This is a genomic window from Lacipirellula parvula, assembly GCF_009177095.1.
GTDB classification, from domain to species: domain Bacteria; phylum Planctomycetota; class Planctomycetia; order Pirellulales; family Lacipirellulaceae; genus Lacipirellula; species Lacipirellula parvula.
In genome coordinates, this window is sequence record NZ_AP021861.1 from 4,391,565 (window position 1) to 4,407,021 (window position 15,457).

Sequence of the window (15,457 nt, forward strand, 5' to 3'; positions counted from 1 at the left end):
TTTTAAGCGGACCCAAGCGAGTCGATGCGTGATATCGCTTCGACTATGCCATCTTTGGGCGGATCCTCCAGGACTAAGAATCCCACGAAAACCATATCGCACTCCAACTCGACTGCCTGTCCATACTGCGGAACTCGCTTTTCATAATGGCGTTTCGCGAGTGCGAGGGTGCGAAAGCCCTGTTCGCTCAGCTCTCGGTAGACTCGACTAATTTCCGCTTCGTGCACTGCCAGCTCGACGCAAGTTCCGTCGCGCAGCCTAACCCGCGAGCATACGCTCAGCACATTGTCCACCGCACCCTTGGTGATGAGCTGATACTCACCACCGAATTCGACGAGAACGCTGAGGCGTTTCCTGATGAAGTCGTAGGGACTTTCGCCGATTTTTCGGTAGGCGGACGGATCGAAGCTCAGGCGCTTCCGAATCGCTTCATCGATGGGATTTCTAAAACCAGTCTGTAAAGCCGCGTTGATCGTCGCTGCGCGGAGTGTGGCGTCACATAAACGTCCAAGGGGATCAAGCGCCGAGTGAACGTTAACGATTCCAGTCGTCAGCGTCCCCGTTTTATCGCTGCATAGAACATTCATACTCCCGAAGTTCTCGATAGATGACAGTCGCCTAACAATCACCTTGAGTGCGGCCATGCGTCTTGCGCCCTGTGCGAGATTAACGCTGATAATCGCCGGGAGTAGCTGGGGAGTCAGTCCGATAGCCAACGCCAACGCGAACATCAACGATTCCAGCACGTCTCGTTTGCATAGAACGTTTACGGTGAAAATCACGAGAAGTAGGGCCGTCGTCGCCTCCAGTAAGAGATTGCCAAGGTGGCGGATTCCGCGCTCGAACTCAGTCTCTGGGGGCTGCCGTTGGAGCTGACGGGAGATTCGGCCGAATTCCGTGACATTACCTACATGAACCACTAACGCCTTACCAACGCCGCTGACGACATGCGTTCCAGCAAACACGGTGTTATTGCGTTGCGACAGTGGAGTATCCGCCGGAAGTACTCCGGGTATTTTCTCAACAGGAAAGGATTCGCCTGTCAAGGACGCTTCGTCGACGAGGAGATCCCTGCTCTCGATGAGCAAGCCGTCGCCTGGTATGGTCGATCCAGCAGTTAGCTCAATGACATCTCCTGGGACGACTCTGTCGGAGGGAAGTTCAACACGCCTTCCCTCGCGAAGGATGACGCACTTCGTCGATACGAGAGCGAGCAACCTTTCCATGGCTCCAGCGGCGCCATTCTCTTGCCAGAAGCTGAGGAATGCGCCTGCCATGACAATTCCCAGGACCATGAGAGCGTCTGCGTGGTCGTGCGCTAAGACTGACAACGCAGCTGCTCCAAGCAGCAAGATGGTAATGGGGCTCTTCAACTGCGCAAGAAATAGTCGCAGGCGTCGATACTGCTTTCGAGCGGGATGACTCGTTTTTCGAGCTTTGTAACGAGCGCGAGAGAGAGATTCGGACAGGCCGTTGCGATCGCTCTGCAGCAACCGCAGCTGCTCGTCGAGAGGCCTGACCCAGTACGCTTCAGCGATCACGCCGTTGCTCATTTAACCGACCATGCTGAGGCGGCTTGTGTAGTGGATGGCTAGAATATAACCTCAGGCGCGTACGGTGGCCGCAACTTCTTAAAGTATGGGCATTCGCGGAAAGGAGCACGGCGTACTGAGCTTACATTTGAAAAGCCCGGCGCAGGCCATCGGCATCAGTCGAGATGCCGTAAAAAATCCTCGCCAGTGCCGATGCGTAGCTGAGGATATTTGCTCGAAAAGTCGCGCCCCGTCGGGGACTCGTTGTTAGAAAGCTCAAGCAGATCCTTATCCCAGCTGACAAGCCAATCTGCTGCGGCCTCAATAGCTAGATTGATATACTTGGTGTCCTTCGGGTCTCGCTCCAAATGATAATGCGACGGTACAAGAGGATAGAAGCGAGCGAGCGACAGCAAGTGATCCAAGAAGAAGTCAACGGCGGCCTGGGTAAGCGCCGGAAACTTGTCGAGATGCTCTGGGCGAGTTAGGACGTCGCGGATCTCCACGACGATTTCTCGACTCAACGCTAGGGTTACCGCTCGCGCGTCAATCAACTGAAATAGGCGTGAGCCCCTGTCGGGTCGAGCCGCCGCACGGAAAAAGAGCATGCAATCGTAGACGACAATTACGCGCTCTTTTTGGGGTGGCTCTCCTGCCATACCTTATCTCGCAAGCCTTCGTAGAAGGAGTCTAATTCGTCGTCGGACATTCCGCTGTCAGAGACGGCCTGGCGGAAGGAGGCGAGCACTTCGTCCAACGACGTAGACATCAAGGCGCTGCTGAGAAGCTTCTCCGCGTGCCGCTCCGGTTCCTCGCCGCAAGCCTTTGCCTTGGCGATTAGGCGAGCCTCCGCGTCAGGAGTAAGCGATAGATGAAGTTGAGTAGCCATATAGTTATTCTACTACAGCTTGAAGGGGAAGGCCAGGAAAACCTGTCCCTCCCGAATGTCGCTTCTTCTAGGCGGCCAAGGCCGAAGCCTGAAGGGAATCCTTCTGCTCGTGCTCAGCAATCCAATCAGCGGCTTTACGGCTGACGGAAATAAGCTCTTCGACGTTGCGAGAGAAATAGTTTTTCGAATAGCCGGTACGCTCAGTCGACGCGCTTTTCCAGGACCGGGACAGCGTAAAGTCGAAATAAGCGAACCCTGAAGGACCCTGTCGCTTCCATATCGAGGCGGCGATGGCGCCTTCTCGAATGATGTGCACTGGGTCTCTAGGTTCTTGACTCTTCCGTTCGGAAGAGATTGATGTAGTTTCAGTTTCAATAGTCATAAGCGTTCTCCTATAGAACAATGGTTTAGGAGACGATCCTGACACAGATTCAGTCCTTACTCAAACTTATCTTAAGTAGGGCGGGTAAGCCAAATTAGACGGAAGTGGCGCTAAGTCCCGCGTAGTCACCAGCCCGCTGGCGCGTGCTGCGCGCTCAAACCGGTGGGGGCGTCTACTTGGGAGCCTTCAATCGGAGGTGGAGTCGTCAGTGGCGAACGCTCCGTCTTAACTCGCGAATTCTGCCAGCAGATCGTGGTGGGATTCATAGATAGCTCCGGTGCGTTTTGAGCGAATACCCCCGATCTCGATCGCGTCTGCGTCGTCGGCGTTGAACAACACAACTGAGTGACGGTATCCGTCGCCTGCACGCCGATCCGCGCACAAGCCGTCTATACGATCGCCGCGACGAAAGGATCACTCGCGGCGAAGTGGAAAGAATTACGATTCTTGGTTGAGCCAATTACCGCGATGCTGCTTTCGCGGGGACTTAGCTCTAGATTGAACCTGCGATGCCAATGATTCTGAGTGTCGTTATGAAACCGACCTACGGCTTCACACGCCCAACTCCAGCAAGCGGATCGTCCTCGCGGTCGTCAGTGTCGTGTGTCTGATCGGCAGCGCGGCTGGGCAAATACGCGATCCCGAACATCCGAGCATCATCTTCAGACCAGGGACGGATCTCACATCGCGCGCTGTCGATTAGTTTGAATCGCTCAACATGTGAATCTGCTTGCGGCAAGCGTTCTTTCAAATCCTTTGGCGAGTGGTGAGCCGTCCAGCACCCTAGCGATCCGTTCATGTAGATACCATGCACGCCTGAACTATGGAGGTTCGCTTCGGGAAGCTTTGTAGAAATGCTCTGGCGGGACGACGTACTCAGCACCTCCCACATGACCGTCTGATTCGACGAACGCCTGGCGTTGGCCGATCGAACGACTCGCCCATTGCGCGGTTTCATGGCTCTTTAGGTGCAGATAGAGACGATTTCCGCATTGGGCGACAAACGCTTCGCCCTGCTCACGGCCGTATACATTGTAGAGCGCCCCGATATCCTGGAATCCGAGCACCGAAACACACCCCTTGCTTCGCGCCCGTAGGACGAGAGAGTCGATACCCTGCAGCTCCCCCGCCTCGGTAAGCTCGTCCAGATAAAGCCAAGTCCGGCTGTCACTATTTTCGGGGGATGAAAGAATCTCCTTAGAGAGTCGATCGACGAACAAACTTGCCAAACGATTGATCTCCGCGCGTGCAGGTTCGTAGTTGCCAAGCACAATGATCGATGGTTCATGCAACCAACGCTTGACGGAAATGCTTGCCGACGCTCCGTCCCAGCAGGCAGCGATTGTTTTATAGGGGCGCAGCTTGGAGACTATGGTTGAGAGGAGATTGCCATGGCCGCGCGGACCGATTTTGTCGAGCACCGCTTGTACCGATTCGTAAGAGTCCTGATTCTTCGCGGCGACTTGTTCGATCCGCTCGATTGACTGCATTACGAGCAGCAATTGTCGAAACGTCCATCGTCCTGGGCATACCCTAATAAATACTTCCAACACAGCGGCTAAAAGCAATCGTGGGGCGTCTTCAAAATACGGTTGGCTAGCCCTCGAACTCTTCGGGATCAGATACTCCGCGAACGTCTCAGCGACTGGGATACTGTCGATGTCCTTCGCTAGATCCCACGCAACGCCCCTCTGGTCAAACGGATTAAAGATATACACGGGGCAATATAATACCATACCTGCGAGCACTTGTACGGCATCTTGCTTAGAATCGTAAACGAGCGCTCGGCAATTTGAGCCCGGCCGAATTAACGGCAATTGATCCTTGCATCAACATGCGAATGTCGCTTCGTTTCCCGCCAGCGACAGGACGAAGTCGGAGCTATGCCACTGATCGGCGATCTGTCCCGATCGAGGGAAGCCTGTAGGCCGCACTAGTTCCCACCGCGCATCGTCTGTAGAACTCGCCCAGCCTGTTGTGACTTCGTGAACGAAGCTGTGCTCAGAAGCGAAGATTCCTAAATCTCCGCCACCCGCACGCCACTGTTGCAACCGATCGCAAGCGTGGAACAGCCTGACTAGTGCGGGCTTATATCGTTCCACCTGCGATACGCTGACCGGTCCCATCCTTGGGCCGATGAGAAAGATCGCCATCAGCTCGACGCGAACGATCATTTTTCCTTCCCCGTCGCGCCCGCAGAGTGGCGGAGATCGGAAATACGTTTAATTAGCGCCTCCATCAGGGTCAGCGCCTTGTCGGCAGGAGCGTTATCGGGCGGAGTACCAGGTCGGGTGCTGCTTGGCTGCGACGAGTGGCCTGCGAATGGCGGCTTGTTGATCATCTCCCATTTGGCCAAGGCATCGCCAATCGACGTCGGCGGGTCCTGCTTCCACTGCTCAACAAACTTATCGATCCTATCTGACATCGACATCGTACTGCTCCGCACAATTCTTTTGCGAGATCGCTTTCGCCCTGCTGGTCGATTGCGGCGCCGGCAGGTACCACACGAGCCGACTAGATGATACCGTGGCCCTATCTACCTGCAAGTATTTCGGTCGAAATATCTCGACGCTCTCTCATGATTGCCCCGTAGCGAGAAACTTACAGCTTCTGAATGCGCCGGCCAGCACTCGCTAAGAAACGGACTATTACGATTTTAATCGCTGTGGATGTGATTGAACGTTTTGTCGCCGAATACGACGTTCCCTTCCGTTATGACGAAGCGACTGGGGAATTGTGGCGATTAGGCTGTTTTTCGCTGCGTTTTGACAAAGCGTCACTAGCCGATAGGGAAGTCGCCGTAGGTGCGTATTACTGTGCGATGGTTCGCGAAGACGTGAACCTGCAGCTCGCCGAGGGGTTGCAACTGCTGCGTAGATCGCAAGAGTTGGCCGCTGACCTGAAGAGCGAGGCAGGCCGCCTGTCAGCATTTGGTTGCTACGCGCTCGCCAGATGGTTTGACGCGAAAGGTCGGTTGCTCTATCGGTGCGGCAATCACGCGTTAGCTCAGGTCGCGTTTCGCGAGGCCAATGGGCTCGTCGAGCAGGGGATCCGTCGCGGTCTTGCGGGCGTCTCGCGATGTTTGGCCGATATTCAGAGCAATCAAATTCGCAACGAGTTTGAACTCACGCGACAGTCGGGTACGGAGGCTAGTAAAGCAGAGGCGTGCCGCAAACGGTTAAAGCAGTCGATCGAATCGGCGGAAGTCTGCCTCAGCTGTGGTCCGTCGGAGTACGCGGCGATCGAAATCACTCGAGGGTTAATTAGCTGCCTTCACAACTGGCTCAGCTGCGTGCACGTCGATTCACGTCCCCATTCCAAGTGAGGAAGAAACGGTTCGGAATAAGCTCCAGCACCTGCTTCACGACGAAATGGACGTCTATCGAAGCGCTCAATTCAAGAATTGGATTGCGGGATCTGCGAGAAAGCACGACCAAGACAAGGCTAGAAAGTTTTACAACGAACTGCTAGACAGCCCCTGGAATCGAGGAAGATTCTTTGCGAAGCAAAATCTAGCGGACATGGATCGTGACGGCGCTCAACTCGTTGAGCTGTGCGAAGAGATCGAAGATGAGCAAAGAAAGAACGGCGGTATCGACGCGTCGGATATCGAACGGTTCAACTGGACCTTGCAGCTGGCAGAGCAGGTCCTAAGCGGAAACTTGGCGCACCAGGACAGGCTGACGAGGCTCCAAAGCTCGATTATCGAAACGATCTCCCAGGTCGTGTCCGTAGCCACCTACATGCCCGTCTTCGAGAAACGGCTGCGGCCGAGAATCCGCAACCTCGCACGGCAGCGGCTGGTGAAGTGGAGAGAGAAGATGACCTCGTCGACGAAGCTCAGCAGCGAAGCCTTCGATAACCTCGTCGATGAACTTGAGCGATTCGCGGCCCGCGAGGTGAGCGAAGTGTTGCGGCGAAACAAGAGTCGCCGTGATCAAGCCAGCGCCGACATCCGGGCGTTTCTACTCGAAAGCGAGGACGTTCCGCAGCACGCCGACCCGAAGGGTCGTACCGCGACGAGGCCCCCGTTTCTCTTCGCCGCAGACGAGATGTCGCCAGAAGTGAAGTCAGTGATGGTCGAACGCGTCGCGCAGGCTCGAGCGGTCGAAGAACAGTATTGGTTGGACAACCCTCTTCAAGTGCAGACCCCTGTGGCGTCCGCTTCTCAGATTGCCAGAAGCATCAGCGTCCGCGATCAGCAGCATCTGCTTTTGAGATACGCGCTGGTTGGCAACGAAGGCGATGCGGAAATAGTCGCCTTCTGGTGGTACCGGGGCAAAGCGGGCGCAACGCCTCTGGGTCCCGACGCTGTGCAGCTCTCGAAGGAGTTTGCATCCGAAACTCTGCTCAAGCAGACGCGGCTCGTGATCCGCGGCGAGCACAACAGCATGGCGCCGAGCCTGGAGTATGCAAAGCGATTGTGGGACATGTTTCTCCTGCCGGCCATGAAGGAGATTTCCGCACTCGACGAAGCCAAACCGCAAGCTGCGAAACGACGCGTCACGCGGGTCACTATCTGCCTCGACTCAGGGCTTTATCACCTCCCACTGCAAATGGCCTGGGTTCCTACAGATCACTCAAATGCCCACAGCATAGACCTGGGAGTTGAATCGAAGTCTAAAGTTGGCGAACCTGAATCGGACGGGACCCCGCTCGGGCTTCTTTGTTACGTGGCCTTCACGTTGAACCTGTCATCTCATCTGCTTGATAATCGTCGATCGTTCGGGACGTGCCTGGCAAATGAGGACGATGACCTGGTGGTGTTAGAACATGACGCCGAGGGATACTTCCCAGCATGCTCTCCTCCCTTGAAAGAGGAGGTGCAGCACTGGCACGCCATCAACTCGAGGTCCCGCTACTACGAGTCTGCCGGGGAGCCGGACATTGCTTCCGCATTGAACAACCGCGCGGAATTCTTGATGTTTGCATGCCACGGTCACTCCGATCCGGAACTCGGGCCTTACCTGACTCTCAAGGAACGCCACCTAATTAGTCACAATCTGTCGTACGGCGCCCCGTTGAAAGGAAACAAGGTCTTATTCTTGGGCGCTTGCGAATCTTCATCGGCTAGCAGGGAATCGTACGGCAAGCTGATCGGTTCGTTCATCGCCGCAGGAGCAGGCGCCGTAGTGGGCAACCCCTGCTCGCCGCTGGTTCCAACAGTTTGTCACGTTGCGGCAGGCATGTTCAGTCAGATTCGGCGGGCGCCCAATGGCTGCGATCTTGCAGCAGCGCTCCTCCACGCTGCAAGAGAAGCGTACCAGCAACCCAACATACATCTCGATGAAGACCATGAGTTGCTGCTCATGGCGACGACCCATCAGCTTTGGCTATGACGGGTTACAGCCATCGTCGCGGTATGAGTGATCCCTGCGCTGTGCCGACTCACTACGTGCTCACTTCGCTACCAAATAGATGGCAGAATTCAAAGACCATCAGCTGCTCCGCGACTTCTTCTCCGCATACTATCACGAAGACTGGGATGCTGACCATCACGACGCAGCAGGCGTCATTAGGGAGTATATAAATGAGGGGCGCAACCCGTCCCATTTGTCAGCTTTGGCAGACGCCATCGCGGACCTTGTGCGACGTGCAGGGAACGACGTTGACCTGGAAGATTGCCTGCTTCGATCGCTTGGGTGCTATTACATGCCAAGCAGCGACGGGCTGTCAGCATCCGAGTGGCTTACGCACATCTTGCAAATTCTTAGGCAGCGCTGAGAGTCCTCTGCCGAGTCACTTTTCACAAGGGCCTGCCGGCATGGCTGTTATCCGCGAACGGCCCGCGCGATTTCGCGCTCTTCGACTAGCACTTTGGCCGCTTCTCGCGTGACAACAGCTGGCGACTCAATTCTCCGACGAGTACTGGAGTATTCTGGCCTTATTTACAAGCGAACGAACTCTTCAAGCAAGTTCCGAGAAATCGCGTTAGGCGGCGTACGGCATTCTGTGCGCTGCGGTCGAATTGGCTCCGCTGGGCAGGCTTTCTTCGCAGGAGTTCGCTGATGAAAATCAATCGCATCTGCACTCTGCAGCGTCTCATTCGCGAGAAACTTTCAAAAGGTTATCGGTAAGTTAGATCAGGTTCCTGAACGCACGTCGCAAACGATTAGACTCTGGCGATGACCTTCGCTATGATGCCGTCACGCAGAGCATGCCCAAAGACGCTTTTCATGATCGATCGCTGCAATAGCGGAGCGACGCTGCCATGGCCCTTTACCGACACGGCGATCTGTTAGTTTCCCGTGTAGACGCTCTCCCTTCGAGCGCACGCAGACTGCATCACTTGGTACTCGCGCAAGGCGAACTGACGGGCCATTCCCATCGAATCGCCGAACGCGACGCCGCCGTGCTGTTCGAGGCCGATCAAGGGTTATTTCTCAACGTGACGCAGAGCGTCGCGACGCTTGTCCATCAAGAGCATGGGCCAATCGAACTTCAGGCGGGTTATTATCAAGTCTGGCGGCAGCGCGAGTATACGCCGGCGGAAATCCGCGTTGTTCGCGATTGAGGACCGCACCATGGCCGTTGCGACAATGACTGCCGGCGAGGCCTACGCGGCGATTAGCAGCGGCGCTGCAATAGCCGGTGCGCGAGTCGAAGGCGTGTTGGACTTTTCTGTTCAATCGGGTAGACCCTGGCCGAGCCACTTTCCCGAAGACCTGGAAGTCGACGTCCTGAACGTGGCTGGCCAGCCGATCGAGAGTTTGCCGCGCGGTCTTAAGACGTACGAACTGGATCTTCGCGACACGCCGATCGTACGTTTGCCCGACGGACTCGAAGTGAGGTCGCGGTTAGATCTCACGGGCTGCGACCGCTTGGAGAGCCTGCCTGCGGAGCTTACCGTCGGCACGCTAATCCTGCGGGGCTGCGTAGCGCTCCAAGCGATTTCCGAGCATCTGAGCGTCTGGTTTCTCGATCTGTCGGAATGCTGGGCCTTTGAACGCTGGCCGCAAAACGCAACGATTCGAGGAGGGCGGCTGCAGCTCCGCGGCTGCACGGCATTGCGCGAGTTGCCGCCGTACATCACTCGTTTGTCGGCCCTAAACGTGCGTGAGTGTCCGAACCTCCGCTCGCTGCCGCCGGATCTCGTCGTGACCGGTTGGATCGACTTGGCTCATAGCGGGCTGACGGACGAGGAGATGCTGCCGGTTGGCGTCGCGTCCGCTCAATTGCGTTGGGCAGGCGTGAACGTCGATCGTCGCATCGCGTTTCATCCTGAAGAGATTCGAATTGACGAGTTGCTAGAAGAGCGGAACGCTGAACGTCGCCGCGTGCTGCTCGATCGCTACGGGTATGGCCGCTTCTTGCAGGACGCCGCGGCGGAACTATTGGACGCCGACGTCGATCCAGGTGGTCCGCGCCAACTACTCCGCGTGAAGCTTCCTGATGATGAAGATTTGGTGGCGATGTCTTGCTTCTGCCCGTCGACCTCTCGGCAATACATCATCCGCGTCCCGCCACAGACGCCGACATGCCGCCACGCCGCGGCATGGATTGCCGGCTTCGACGACCCTAATGACTATCGCCCTTTGATTGAGACATGACCTCTACTAACCCCCTGTGCGAGGATCGCGCATGTACAGTGAATTGATTAGCGAATTCTCAGGACAAACTGTCATCGATTACGACGACGCCGATTCCTGGAAGGGGCCTGCCAAGGCTTACCGGCTACGCGAAGAATATGACGACGAACGCAAGATCTCCGAGCGGTTGGAATCGCTGTTAGAGCAGCCTGGCGCCAATCAAATTACCGCGTTGATCATTGGCGCATGGACCGGATCGTGCGAAGGCAGTGATTCCGCAGAGATCGTCGAGCTCATTGCAGGGGTAGCTGGCCGGTTGCCGTCGCTCAAGGCGCTGTTCTTCGGCGAGATGACCTTCGAAGAGTGCGAAATTTCGTGGATTAATCAATCGGACGTCAGCCCGCTATTGAAGGCGTTCCCGAAACTGGAAACGTTTCGCGTTCGCGGCGGGTCGGCCTTGTCGTTTTCGAGAATCGCCCATCAGTCGCTGCGTGAACTAGGAGTGGAAACAGGCGGGCTTTCACGATCGACGATCCGCGAGATTTTCCTGTGCGACTTTCCCGCGCTAGAGCATCTTGAGTTGCAGCTTGGGGAAGCAAACTATGGCTTCGACGGCTCGGTCGAGGATCTGCAACCTCTACTGGAAGGCAGCCTGTTTCCGAAACTCCGCTATCTAGGCCTGACCAATAGTGAGATTGCAAATGATATCGCGGCGGTCGTGGTCAATTCCCCGATCGCCGAACGGGTCGAGACGATCGATTTGTCGCTCGGCAATCTCGACTCGGAAGGAGTCGAGTCACTCAAAGGATTGAGCAGGAATGGAAACCTAGAGACGCTCATCATCTCGCACCACTACGCTTCCCCCGAACAAGTCGCGTCTTTAACGGCAGCGTTGCCGTTTGAGGTCGTCGCCGAAGATCCTCAAGAGCCAGAGGACGAGTGGCGGCCCATCGTCCACGCTGAGTAATGGCAGTGGTGCAAGACAAGATTACGCTCGTCGGCAATCGTCACTCGCGGCGCGTGCAAGGCTTTGTCGCGGCAGCCGCTCGTGGGGGCTGCGCAGTGAACGTCGTGCCGTATGTTGATGCGATCTCCGGTCGATGCCCGCCTCCCACTGAGGGCGTGGTACGGTTGGATTCGCCCGGCGAGGACGCGGATGCCTATCGAGCGATCTTGCGGGCAGGCATCGCCCCCCTTCGTATGGCCAGCGGTGAACCGCTTGATCAGGATGGCATCGAACGATTGGAGCTCGCCCGCGGGGCCATCGTTCGCCCGCGACAATGGTTCTTCGGATTTCGCGAAATCCTGCATCAACTGGCGGTCGACTGGAATGATCCGCGGATTCGCTGGATGTCGACGCCGGCGGCCGTTAGCACGGCATTCGACAAGCTGGCGTGTCTTGAGCGATGGTCGCAGTTACCGACCCCTCGCCGCATTCCGCAAGTCTGGTCGTACGCGGAGCTTCGCGAGGCCGTTAAGCAGCGACACGCGCGGCTGTTTCTCAAACTCCGTTACGGATACGCGGCCATGGGCGCGGTGGCGCTCGAATGGCGTGACGGCAACATCCGAGCGATTACCACCGTTGAGACCTGCGTAAGTGGAGCGACGTCGCAGCTGTACGTGTCGAAGCGGCCGCAGGTGCTGCGACGCGAAGCGGAGATTGCCTGGCTGGTCGATCGACTTGCAGCAGAAGAACTTGTCGTCGAAGAGTGGTTGCCAAAAGCACGCTGGCTAGGCCGTCCATTTGACGTGCGAGCGGTAGTGATCGGCGGCGAGGTTCAACATGTCGTCGGCCGAGCCAATGCCTCGCCCTTCACGAACTTGAATCTGGACGCCGTCCGGATCAGCCGAGACGACCTGATGCACCATCTGGGGGGACGCTGGCCCGAGATGACGGAACTTTGCGCTGCAGCAGCGCGGGAATTGCCCGATGCTGGCATGCTTGGCATCGACGTCCTGGTGAGACCGGGCGGCAAGCAGTTCGCGCTTTTGGAGGCCAATGCGTTTGGCGACTATCTTCCCGGCTTGCTGCATCAGGGCCTGTCAACATGGGACGCTGAAGTGCGTTGGCTGCGCGGTCGCAAGGAGTTGGCGGCATGATGGCTGATTCTCCCAGCACTGCGCAAGCTGCGGACATTTTGATGGTCACGTTCGATGCGTTGCGATTCGACGTCGCGGAGCGGGCCTATCGCGACGGGCGAACCAAGAACTTAGCCGCCTTGCTGCCGAATGGGTGGGAGCGTCGCCATAGCCCGGGAAACTTTACGTTTGCCTCCCACGCCGCATTGTTCGGCGGCTTCTGGCCTACGCCGACTGAGCCGGGCCCCTCGCCTCGGCCCTTTGCGCTGCGATTCCCCGGGAGCCGAACTCTCAATGAGCAAACGCAAGTTCTGGAAGGAAGCAACATCGTCGAGGGCTTGCGGAAACTTGGCTTCTATACGATTTGCATCGGGGGCGTCGGCTTCTTCAATAAACTGACGCCGCTGGGGAGCCTCTTCCCGGCGATGTTCGATGAAAGTCACTGGCGGCCAGAGTTCTCTGTTTCGCAAATCCACTCGACGCGATCTCAGGTTCACACAGCGCTTGACTGCCTGGCGTCTCAGCCGCCGTCGCGACCGTTGTTCCTCTTCATGAACCTCTCGGCAACGCATCCGCCGACAGTCGGCTACCTGCAGGGCGCGAGGGAAGACTCGGTCGAGACTCAAGAGGCTGCGCTTAGCTACGTGGATCGCCAAATCGAGCCGCTGCTCGACGGTCTGCGTCAACGGCGCCGCCCGCTGAACGCGTTTCTGATGTCCGATCACGGAACGCTCTTCGGCGAGGACGGCTACACAGGACATCGCGTTGGGCACGACGTCGTTTGGACCATTCCGTACGGCGAGTTTTGCTGGGAGCAACCGTTATGAACGCTCAGCTTAACGCGCCGGACGAACTTCTCGATTTACGCGCCTACGCCTACTCGTATCCGCATAAGTCGGCATACCGGCCGCTGACTCCGCCGGTCTCAATTGCGGAAGCCTGGCAAGACGAAGACGTCCGTCAGCTCTCTCTTTACGTGCATGTGCCGTTTTGCGAGATGCGCTGCGGGTTTTGCAATTTATTCACTCAATCGCAACCGGCAGGCGAGGCAGTCGAGAGTTATCTCGCGACGCTGCTCAGGCAGTTTCGCATCGTGCGCCGCGCGGTTCCCGAGGCCGAGTTTGCTCAGTTTGCGATCGGCGGCGGCACCCCGACCTACCTCTCGGCGCTGCAGTTAGAGCGATTGTTGGCGGCAGTGGAGTCGGGCTTCGACCTGTCGATTGCAACGCTGCCGACTTCGATTGAAACCTCGCCGCTCACTGCCACCCGAGACCGGTTGGCCATTCTGAAAGAATTCGGCGTCGAGCGAATCAGCATCGGCGTGCAGTCGTTCGAAACAGTTGATCTTCAAGCGTTCGGCAGACCGCGGCAGTGTCGCGAAGTCTACGCCGCGTTAGAAACAATCCGAGAACTGCAGTTCGCGACGCTCAACATCGACCTCATTTATGGAACAGACTCGCAAACGGCCTCCGCCTGGCTAGCGTCACTGACGGAGGCGCAGCGTTTTGAACCGGAAGAGATTTACCTCTACCCGCTGTACGTTCGACCTGACACGGGCCTTGATCGGATCGAACGTCGGCAAGATCAGCACCGTCACGACTTGTACCGACTGGCGGTTGAATTTCTCACCAATCGCGGCTACCAACAGACTTCGTTGCGGTGCTTCCGCCGTTCCAACTCCGCTGCCTGCGTCGCTTACACATGCCAACGAGACGGCATGATTGGTCTGGGATGCGGAGCGCGTTCCTACACGCGACGTCTGCACTACGCGACGAAGTTCGCCGTGCGTCAAACAGGAATCCGAGCGATCCTGTCCGAATGGATTCGCCAAACAGACGCTGAATTAGCGCACGCGACGCACGGCCTACGGCTTTCGTCGGACGAACAACGACGCCGCTATCTAATCATGAGCTTGCTCCAGGCGGAAGGGGTATCACTGTCGGACTACGAGCGGCAATTCGACGGCTCGCCGTTTGACGACGTTCCTGAGCTCGAAGAACTGCGCCATCGCCACTGGCTAGATCAATCGACTCAGGGAATGCTGCGTCTGACCGCCCTTGGATTGGAAAACTCCGACCTTGCCGGACCGCTGCTCTACTCCGCATACGTTCGGAGTTGCCTTGAGGAATTCGCACGGCGATGACGTACTCGCTCCTCTACCGCGGTTTTCTGAGCAGTTGCAACTACAGTTGCGGGTACTGCCCATTTGCCAAGCGGATAGAAAGTCGCGCGCGGCTCCATCGCGACCGGCAATCGGTCGAGCGATTCGCCAACTGGATCGCGGAACAAACCAGCGATCAATGGAAGATCTTGTTTACGCCGTGGGGCGAAGCGCTCACGAGATCTTGGTACCGCACGGCGCTCACTCGTCTTTCTCATTTGCCGCAAGTGCAACGAGTGAGTGCGCAAACCAACTTGTCGTGCGGCGTTAGATGGATCAACGATTGCAATCTTGAGCGATTGTCTCTGTGGACGACGTTTCACCCATCCGAAGTCAGCGCTGTAGCCTTCGCCGCAAAGGTCATCGAGTTGCGAGGGCAGGGCGTTCAGCTTTCCGTCGGCATGGTGGCCATTCCGGGCGCACTGAGCGACGTTGATGCCATGCGAGACCGCCTACCGCCAGACGTCAACATGTGGCTCAATGCCCAGCAGCCTCGCCGGCGGCCTTTTACTGAAGATGAAGTTGCGCGCTTCTCCCGAATCGATCCGTATTTTCCGTTGACGTTGCGACCTGAGCGATCTCTCGGCAGGCCGTGCCCAACAGGCGAAGTCAGCTTCACGGTGGATGGCGACGGGGACATGCGCCGCTGCCACTTTGTCGATAGCGTCATCGGCAACATCTATACCCCGAATTGGCGAGCTTCGCTGATGCCTAGAGTCTGTCCCAACGCATCTTGCAAATGCTTCTTGGGAACATCGCAACTGCTATCAACTAATTCGGCGTCAGCACTGAGCAATCGCTTGGCGTTGCTCGAACATTGAGTGAACCGCCGATGTCGCGGATCAATCAACGCTCCTGCGTCGTCCAAGCGCCTGCCAGCGTTAT

Annotated in this window: 16 protein-coding genes; 10 read left to right on the forward strand and 6 right to left on the reverse strand. The window is 57.1% G+C overall.

The window, feature by feature from the left end; translation table 11 throughout:
* Nucleotides 1–2: 2 nt before the first annotated feature.
* From PLANPX_RS27795 to PLANPX_RS17220, 6 genes are all read right to left on the reverse strand, one after another.
* Entirely contained in the window at nucleotides 3–1,553 is a 1,551-nt protein-coding gene (locus PLANPX_RS27795; protein ID WP_198421752.1) for a cation-translocating P-type ATPase, read from the reverse strand.
* A 155-nt stretch (nucleotides 1,554–1,708) separates the two neighbouring features.
* A complete protein-coding gene (locus PLANPX_RS17205; RefSeq protein ID WP_152099924.1) occupies nucleotides 1,709–2,191 on the reverse strand; it encodes a putative toxin-antitoxin system toxin component, PIN family in 483 nt (160 codons plus the stop codon).
* On the reverse strand, nucleotides 2,158–2,421 hold the full coding sequence (locus PLANPX_RS27445; RefSeq protein WP_172992133.1) for a hypothetical protein: 264 nt from the start codon (nucleotides 2,419–2,421) through the stop codon (nucleotides 2,158–2,160). Before PLANPX_RS27445 ends, PLANPX_RS17205 begins: the two co-directional genes overlap by 34 nt.
* Before the next feature lie 67 nt (nucleotides 2,422–2,488).
* Entirely contained in the window at nucleotides 2,489–2,803 is a 315-nt protein-coding gene (locus PLANPX_RS17210) for a hypothetical protein (protein WP_152099925.1), read from the reverse strand.
* A gap of 821 nt (nucleotides 2,804–3,624) precedes the next feature.
* Entirely contained in the window at nucleotides 3,625–4,539 is a 915-nt protein-coding gene (locus tag PLANPX_RS17215) for a type IV secretory system conjugative DNA transfer family protein (RefSeq protein ID WP_232536428.1), read from the reverse strand.
* A 434-nt stretch (nucleotides 4,540–4,973) separates the two neighbouring features.
* Nucleotides 4,974–5,234, reverse strand: coding sequence for a hypothetical protein (locus PLANPX_RS17220; protein ID WP_152099927.1), 261 nt, complete (start codon nucleotides 5,232–5,234; stop codon nucleotides 4,974–4,976).
* A gap of 240 nt (nucleotides 5,235–5,474) precedes the next feature.
* Between PLANPX_RS17220 and PLANPX_RS17225 the strand changes: the two genes are divergently transcribed.
* The 10 genes from PLANPX_RS17225 (at nucleotide 5,475) to PLANPX_RS17265 (ending at nucleotide 15,393) form a co-directional block, all read left to right on the forward strand.
* Nucleotides 5,475–6,128 (forward strand): hypothetical protein, encoded by a 654-nt coding sequence (locus PLANPX_RS17225; protein WP_152099928.1) that lies wholly within the window; start codon nucleotides 5,475–5,477, stop codon nucleotides 6,126–6,128.
* A gap of 46 nt (nucleotides 6,129–6,174) precedes the next feature.
* Nucleotides 6,175–8,142 carry a CHAT domain-containing protein gene (locus tag PLANPX_RS17230; protein ID WP_152099929.1) on the forward strand — a complete coding sequence of 656 codons (1,968 nt, stop codon included), beginning with the start codon at nucleotides 6,175–6,177 and terminating at the stop codon, nucleotides 8,140–8,142.
* A gap of 79 nt (nucleotides 8,143–8,221) precedes the next feature.
* Nucleotides 8,222–8,527, forward strand: coding sequence for a contact-dependent growth inhibition system immunity protein (locus PLANPX_RS28480; RefSeq protein WP_172992135.1), 306 nt, complete (start codon nucleotides 8,222–8,224; stop codon nucleotides 8,525–8,527).
* Between the two features lie 565 nt (nucleotides 8,528–9,092).
* A complete protein-coding gene (locus tag PLANPX_RS17235) occupies nucleotides 9,093–9,317 on the forward strand; it encodes a hypothetical protein (protein ID WP_232536154.1) in 225 nt (74 codons plus the stop codon).
* Between the two features lie 10 nt (nucleotides 9,318–9,327).
* Nucleotides 9,328–10,353, forward strand: coding sequence for a DUF6745 domain-containing protein (locus tag PLANPX_RS17240; protein ID WP_152099931.1), 1,026 nt, complete (start codon nucleotides 9,328–9,330; stop codon nucleotides 10,351–10,353).
* Between the two features lie 31 nt (nucleotides 10,354–10,384).
* The gene (locus PLANPX_RS17245) at nucleotides 10,385–11,299 is read left to right on the forward strand and encodes an STM4015 family protein (RefSeq protein ID WP_152099932.1); all 915 of its coding nucleotides are present in this window, start codon (nucleotides 10,385–10,387) and stop codon (nucleotides 11,297–11,299) included.
* Between the two features lie 8 nt (nucleotides 11,300–11,307).
* A complete protein-coding gene (locus tag PLANPX_RS17250; RefSeq protein WP_232536155.1) occupies nucleotides 11,308–12,432 on the forward strand; it encodes an STM4014 family protein in 1,125 nt (374 codons plus the stop codon).
* Nucleotides 12,429–13,238, forward strand: a complete 810-nt coding sequence (locus tag PLANPX_RS17255; protein WP_232536156.1) for an STM4013/SEN3800 family hydrolase — start codon at nucleotides 12,429–12,431, stop codon at nucleotides 13,236–13,238. The genes PLANPX_RS17250 and PLANPX_RS17255 overlap by 4 nt, the downstream gene beginning before the upstream one ends.
* Nucleotides 13,235–14,554, forward strand: coding sequence for an STM4012 family radical SAM protein (locus PLANPX_RS17260; protein ID WP_152099934.1), 1,320 nt, complete (start codon nucleotides 13,235–13,237; stop codon nucleotides 14,552–14,554). The genes PLANPX_RS17255 and PLANPX_RS17260 overlap by 4 nt, the downstream gene beginning before the upstream one ends.
* On the forward strand, nucleotides 14,551–15,393 hold the full coding sequence (locus PLANPX_RS17265) for an STM4011 family radical SAM protein (protein ID WP_152099935.1): 843 nt from the start codon (nucleotides 14,551–14,553) through the stop codon (nucleotides 15,391–15,393). Before PLANPX_RS17260 ends, PLANPX_RS17265 begins: the two co-directional genes overlap by 4 nt.
* Nucleotides 15,394–15,457: the final 64 nt, after the last annotated feature.

Excerpts from the sequence above, each read along its gene's own strand:
- PLANPX_RS17215 (WP_232536428.1), bottom strand. The coding sequence starts at position 4,539 with ATGGTATTATATTGCCCCGTGTATATCTTTAATCCGTTTGACCAGAGG.
- PLANPX_RS17240 (WP_152099931.1), top strand. The coding sequence starts at position 9,328 with ATGGCCGTTGCGACAATGACTGCCGGCGAGGCCTACGCGGCGATTAGC.
- PLANPX_RS17255 (WP_232536156.1), top strand. The coding sequence starts at position 12,429 with ATGATGGCTGATTCTCCCAGCACTGCGCAAGCTGCGGACATTTTGATG.
- PLANPX_RS28480 (WP_172992135.1), top strand. The coding sequence starts at position 8,222 with ATGGCAGAATTCAAAGACCATCAGCTGCTCCGCGACTTCTTCTCCGCA.
- PLANPX_RS17210 (WP_152099925.1), bottom strand. The coding sequence starts at position 2,803 with ATGACTATTGAAACTGAAACTACATCAATCTCTTCCGAACGGAAGAGT.
- PLANPX_RS17230 (WP_152099929.1), top strand. The coding sequence starts at position 6,175 with ATGGACGTCTATCGAAGCGCTCAATTCAAGAATTGGATTGCGGGATCT.
- PLANPX_RS17265 (WP_152099935.1), top strand. The coding sequence starts at position 14,551 with ATGACGTACTCGCTCCTCTACCGCGGTTTTCTGAGCAGTTGCAACTAC.
- PLANPX_RS27795 (WP_198421752.1), bottom strand. The coding sequence starts at position 1,553 with ATGAGCAACGGCGTGATCGCTGAAGCGTACTGGGTCAGGCCTCTCGAC.
- PLANPX_RS17260 (WP_152099934.1), top strand. The coding sequence starts at position 13,235 with ATGAACGCTCAGCTTAACGCGCCGGACGAACTTCTCGATTTACGCGCC.
- PLANPX_RS17245 (WP_152099932.1), top strand. The coding sequence starts at position 10,385 with ATGTACAGTGAATTGATTAGCGAATTCTCAGGACAAACTGTCATCGAT.
- PLANPX_RS27445 (WP_172992133.1), bottom strand. The coding sequence starts at position 2,421 with ATGGCTACTCAACTTCATCTATCGCTTACTCCTGACGCGGAGGCTCGC.
- PLANPX_RS17220 (WP_152099927.1), bottom strand. The coding sequence starts at position 5,234 with ATGTCGATGTCAGATAGGATCGATAAGTTTGTTGAGCAGTGGAAGCAG.
- PLANPX_RS17205 (WP_152099924.1), bottom strand. The coding sequence starts at position 2,191 with ATGGCAGGAGAGCCACCCCAAAAAGAGCGCGTAATTGTCGTCTACGAT.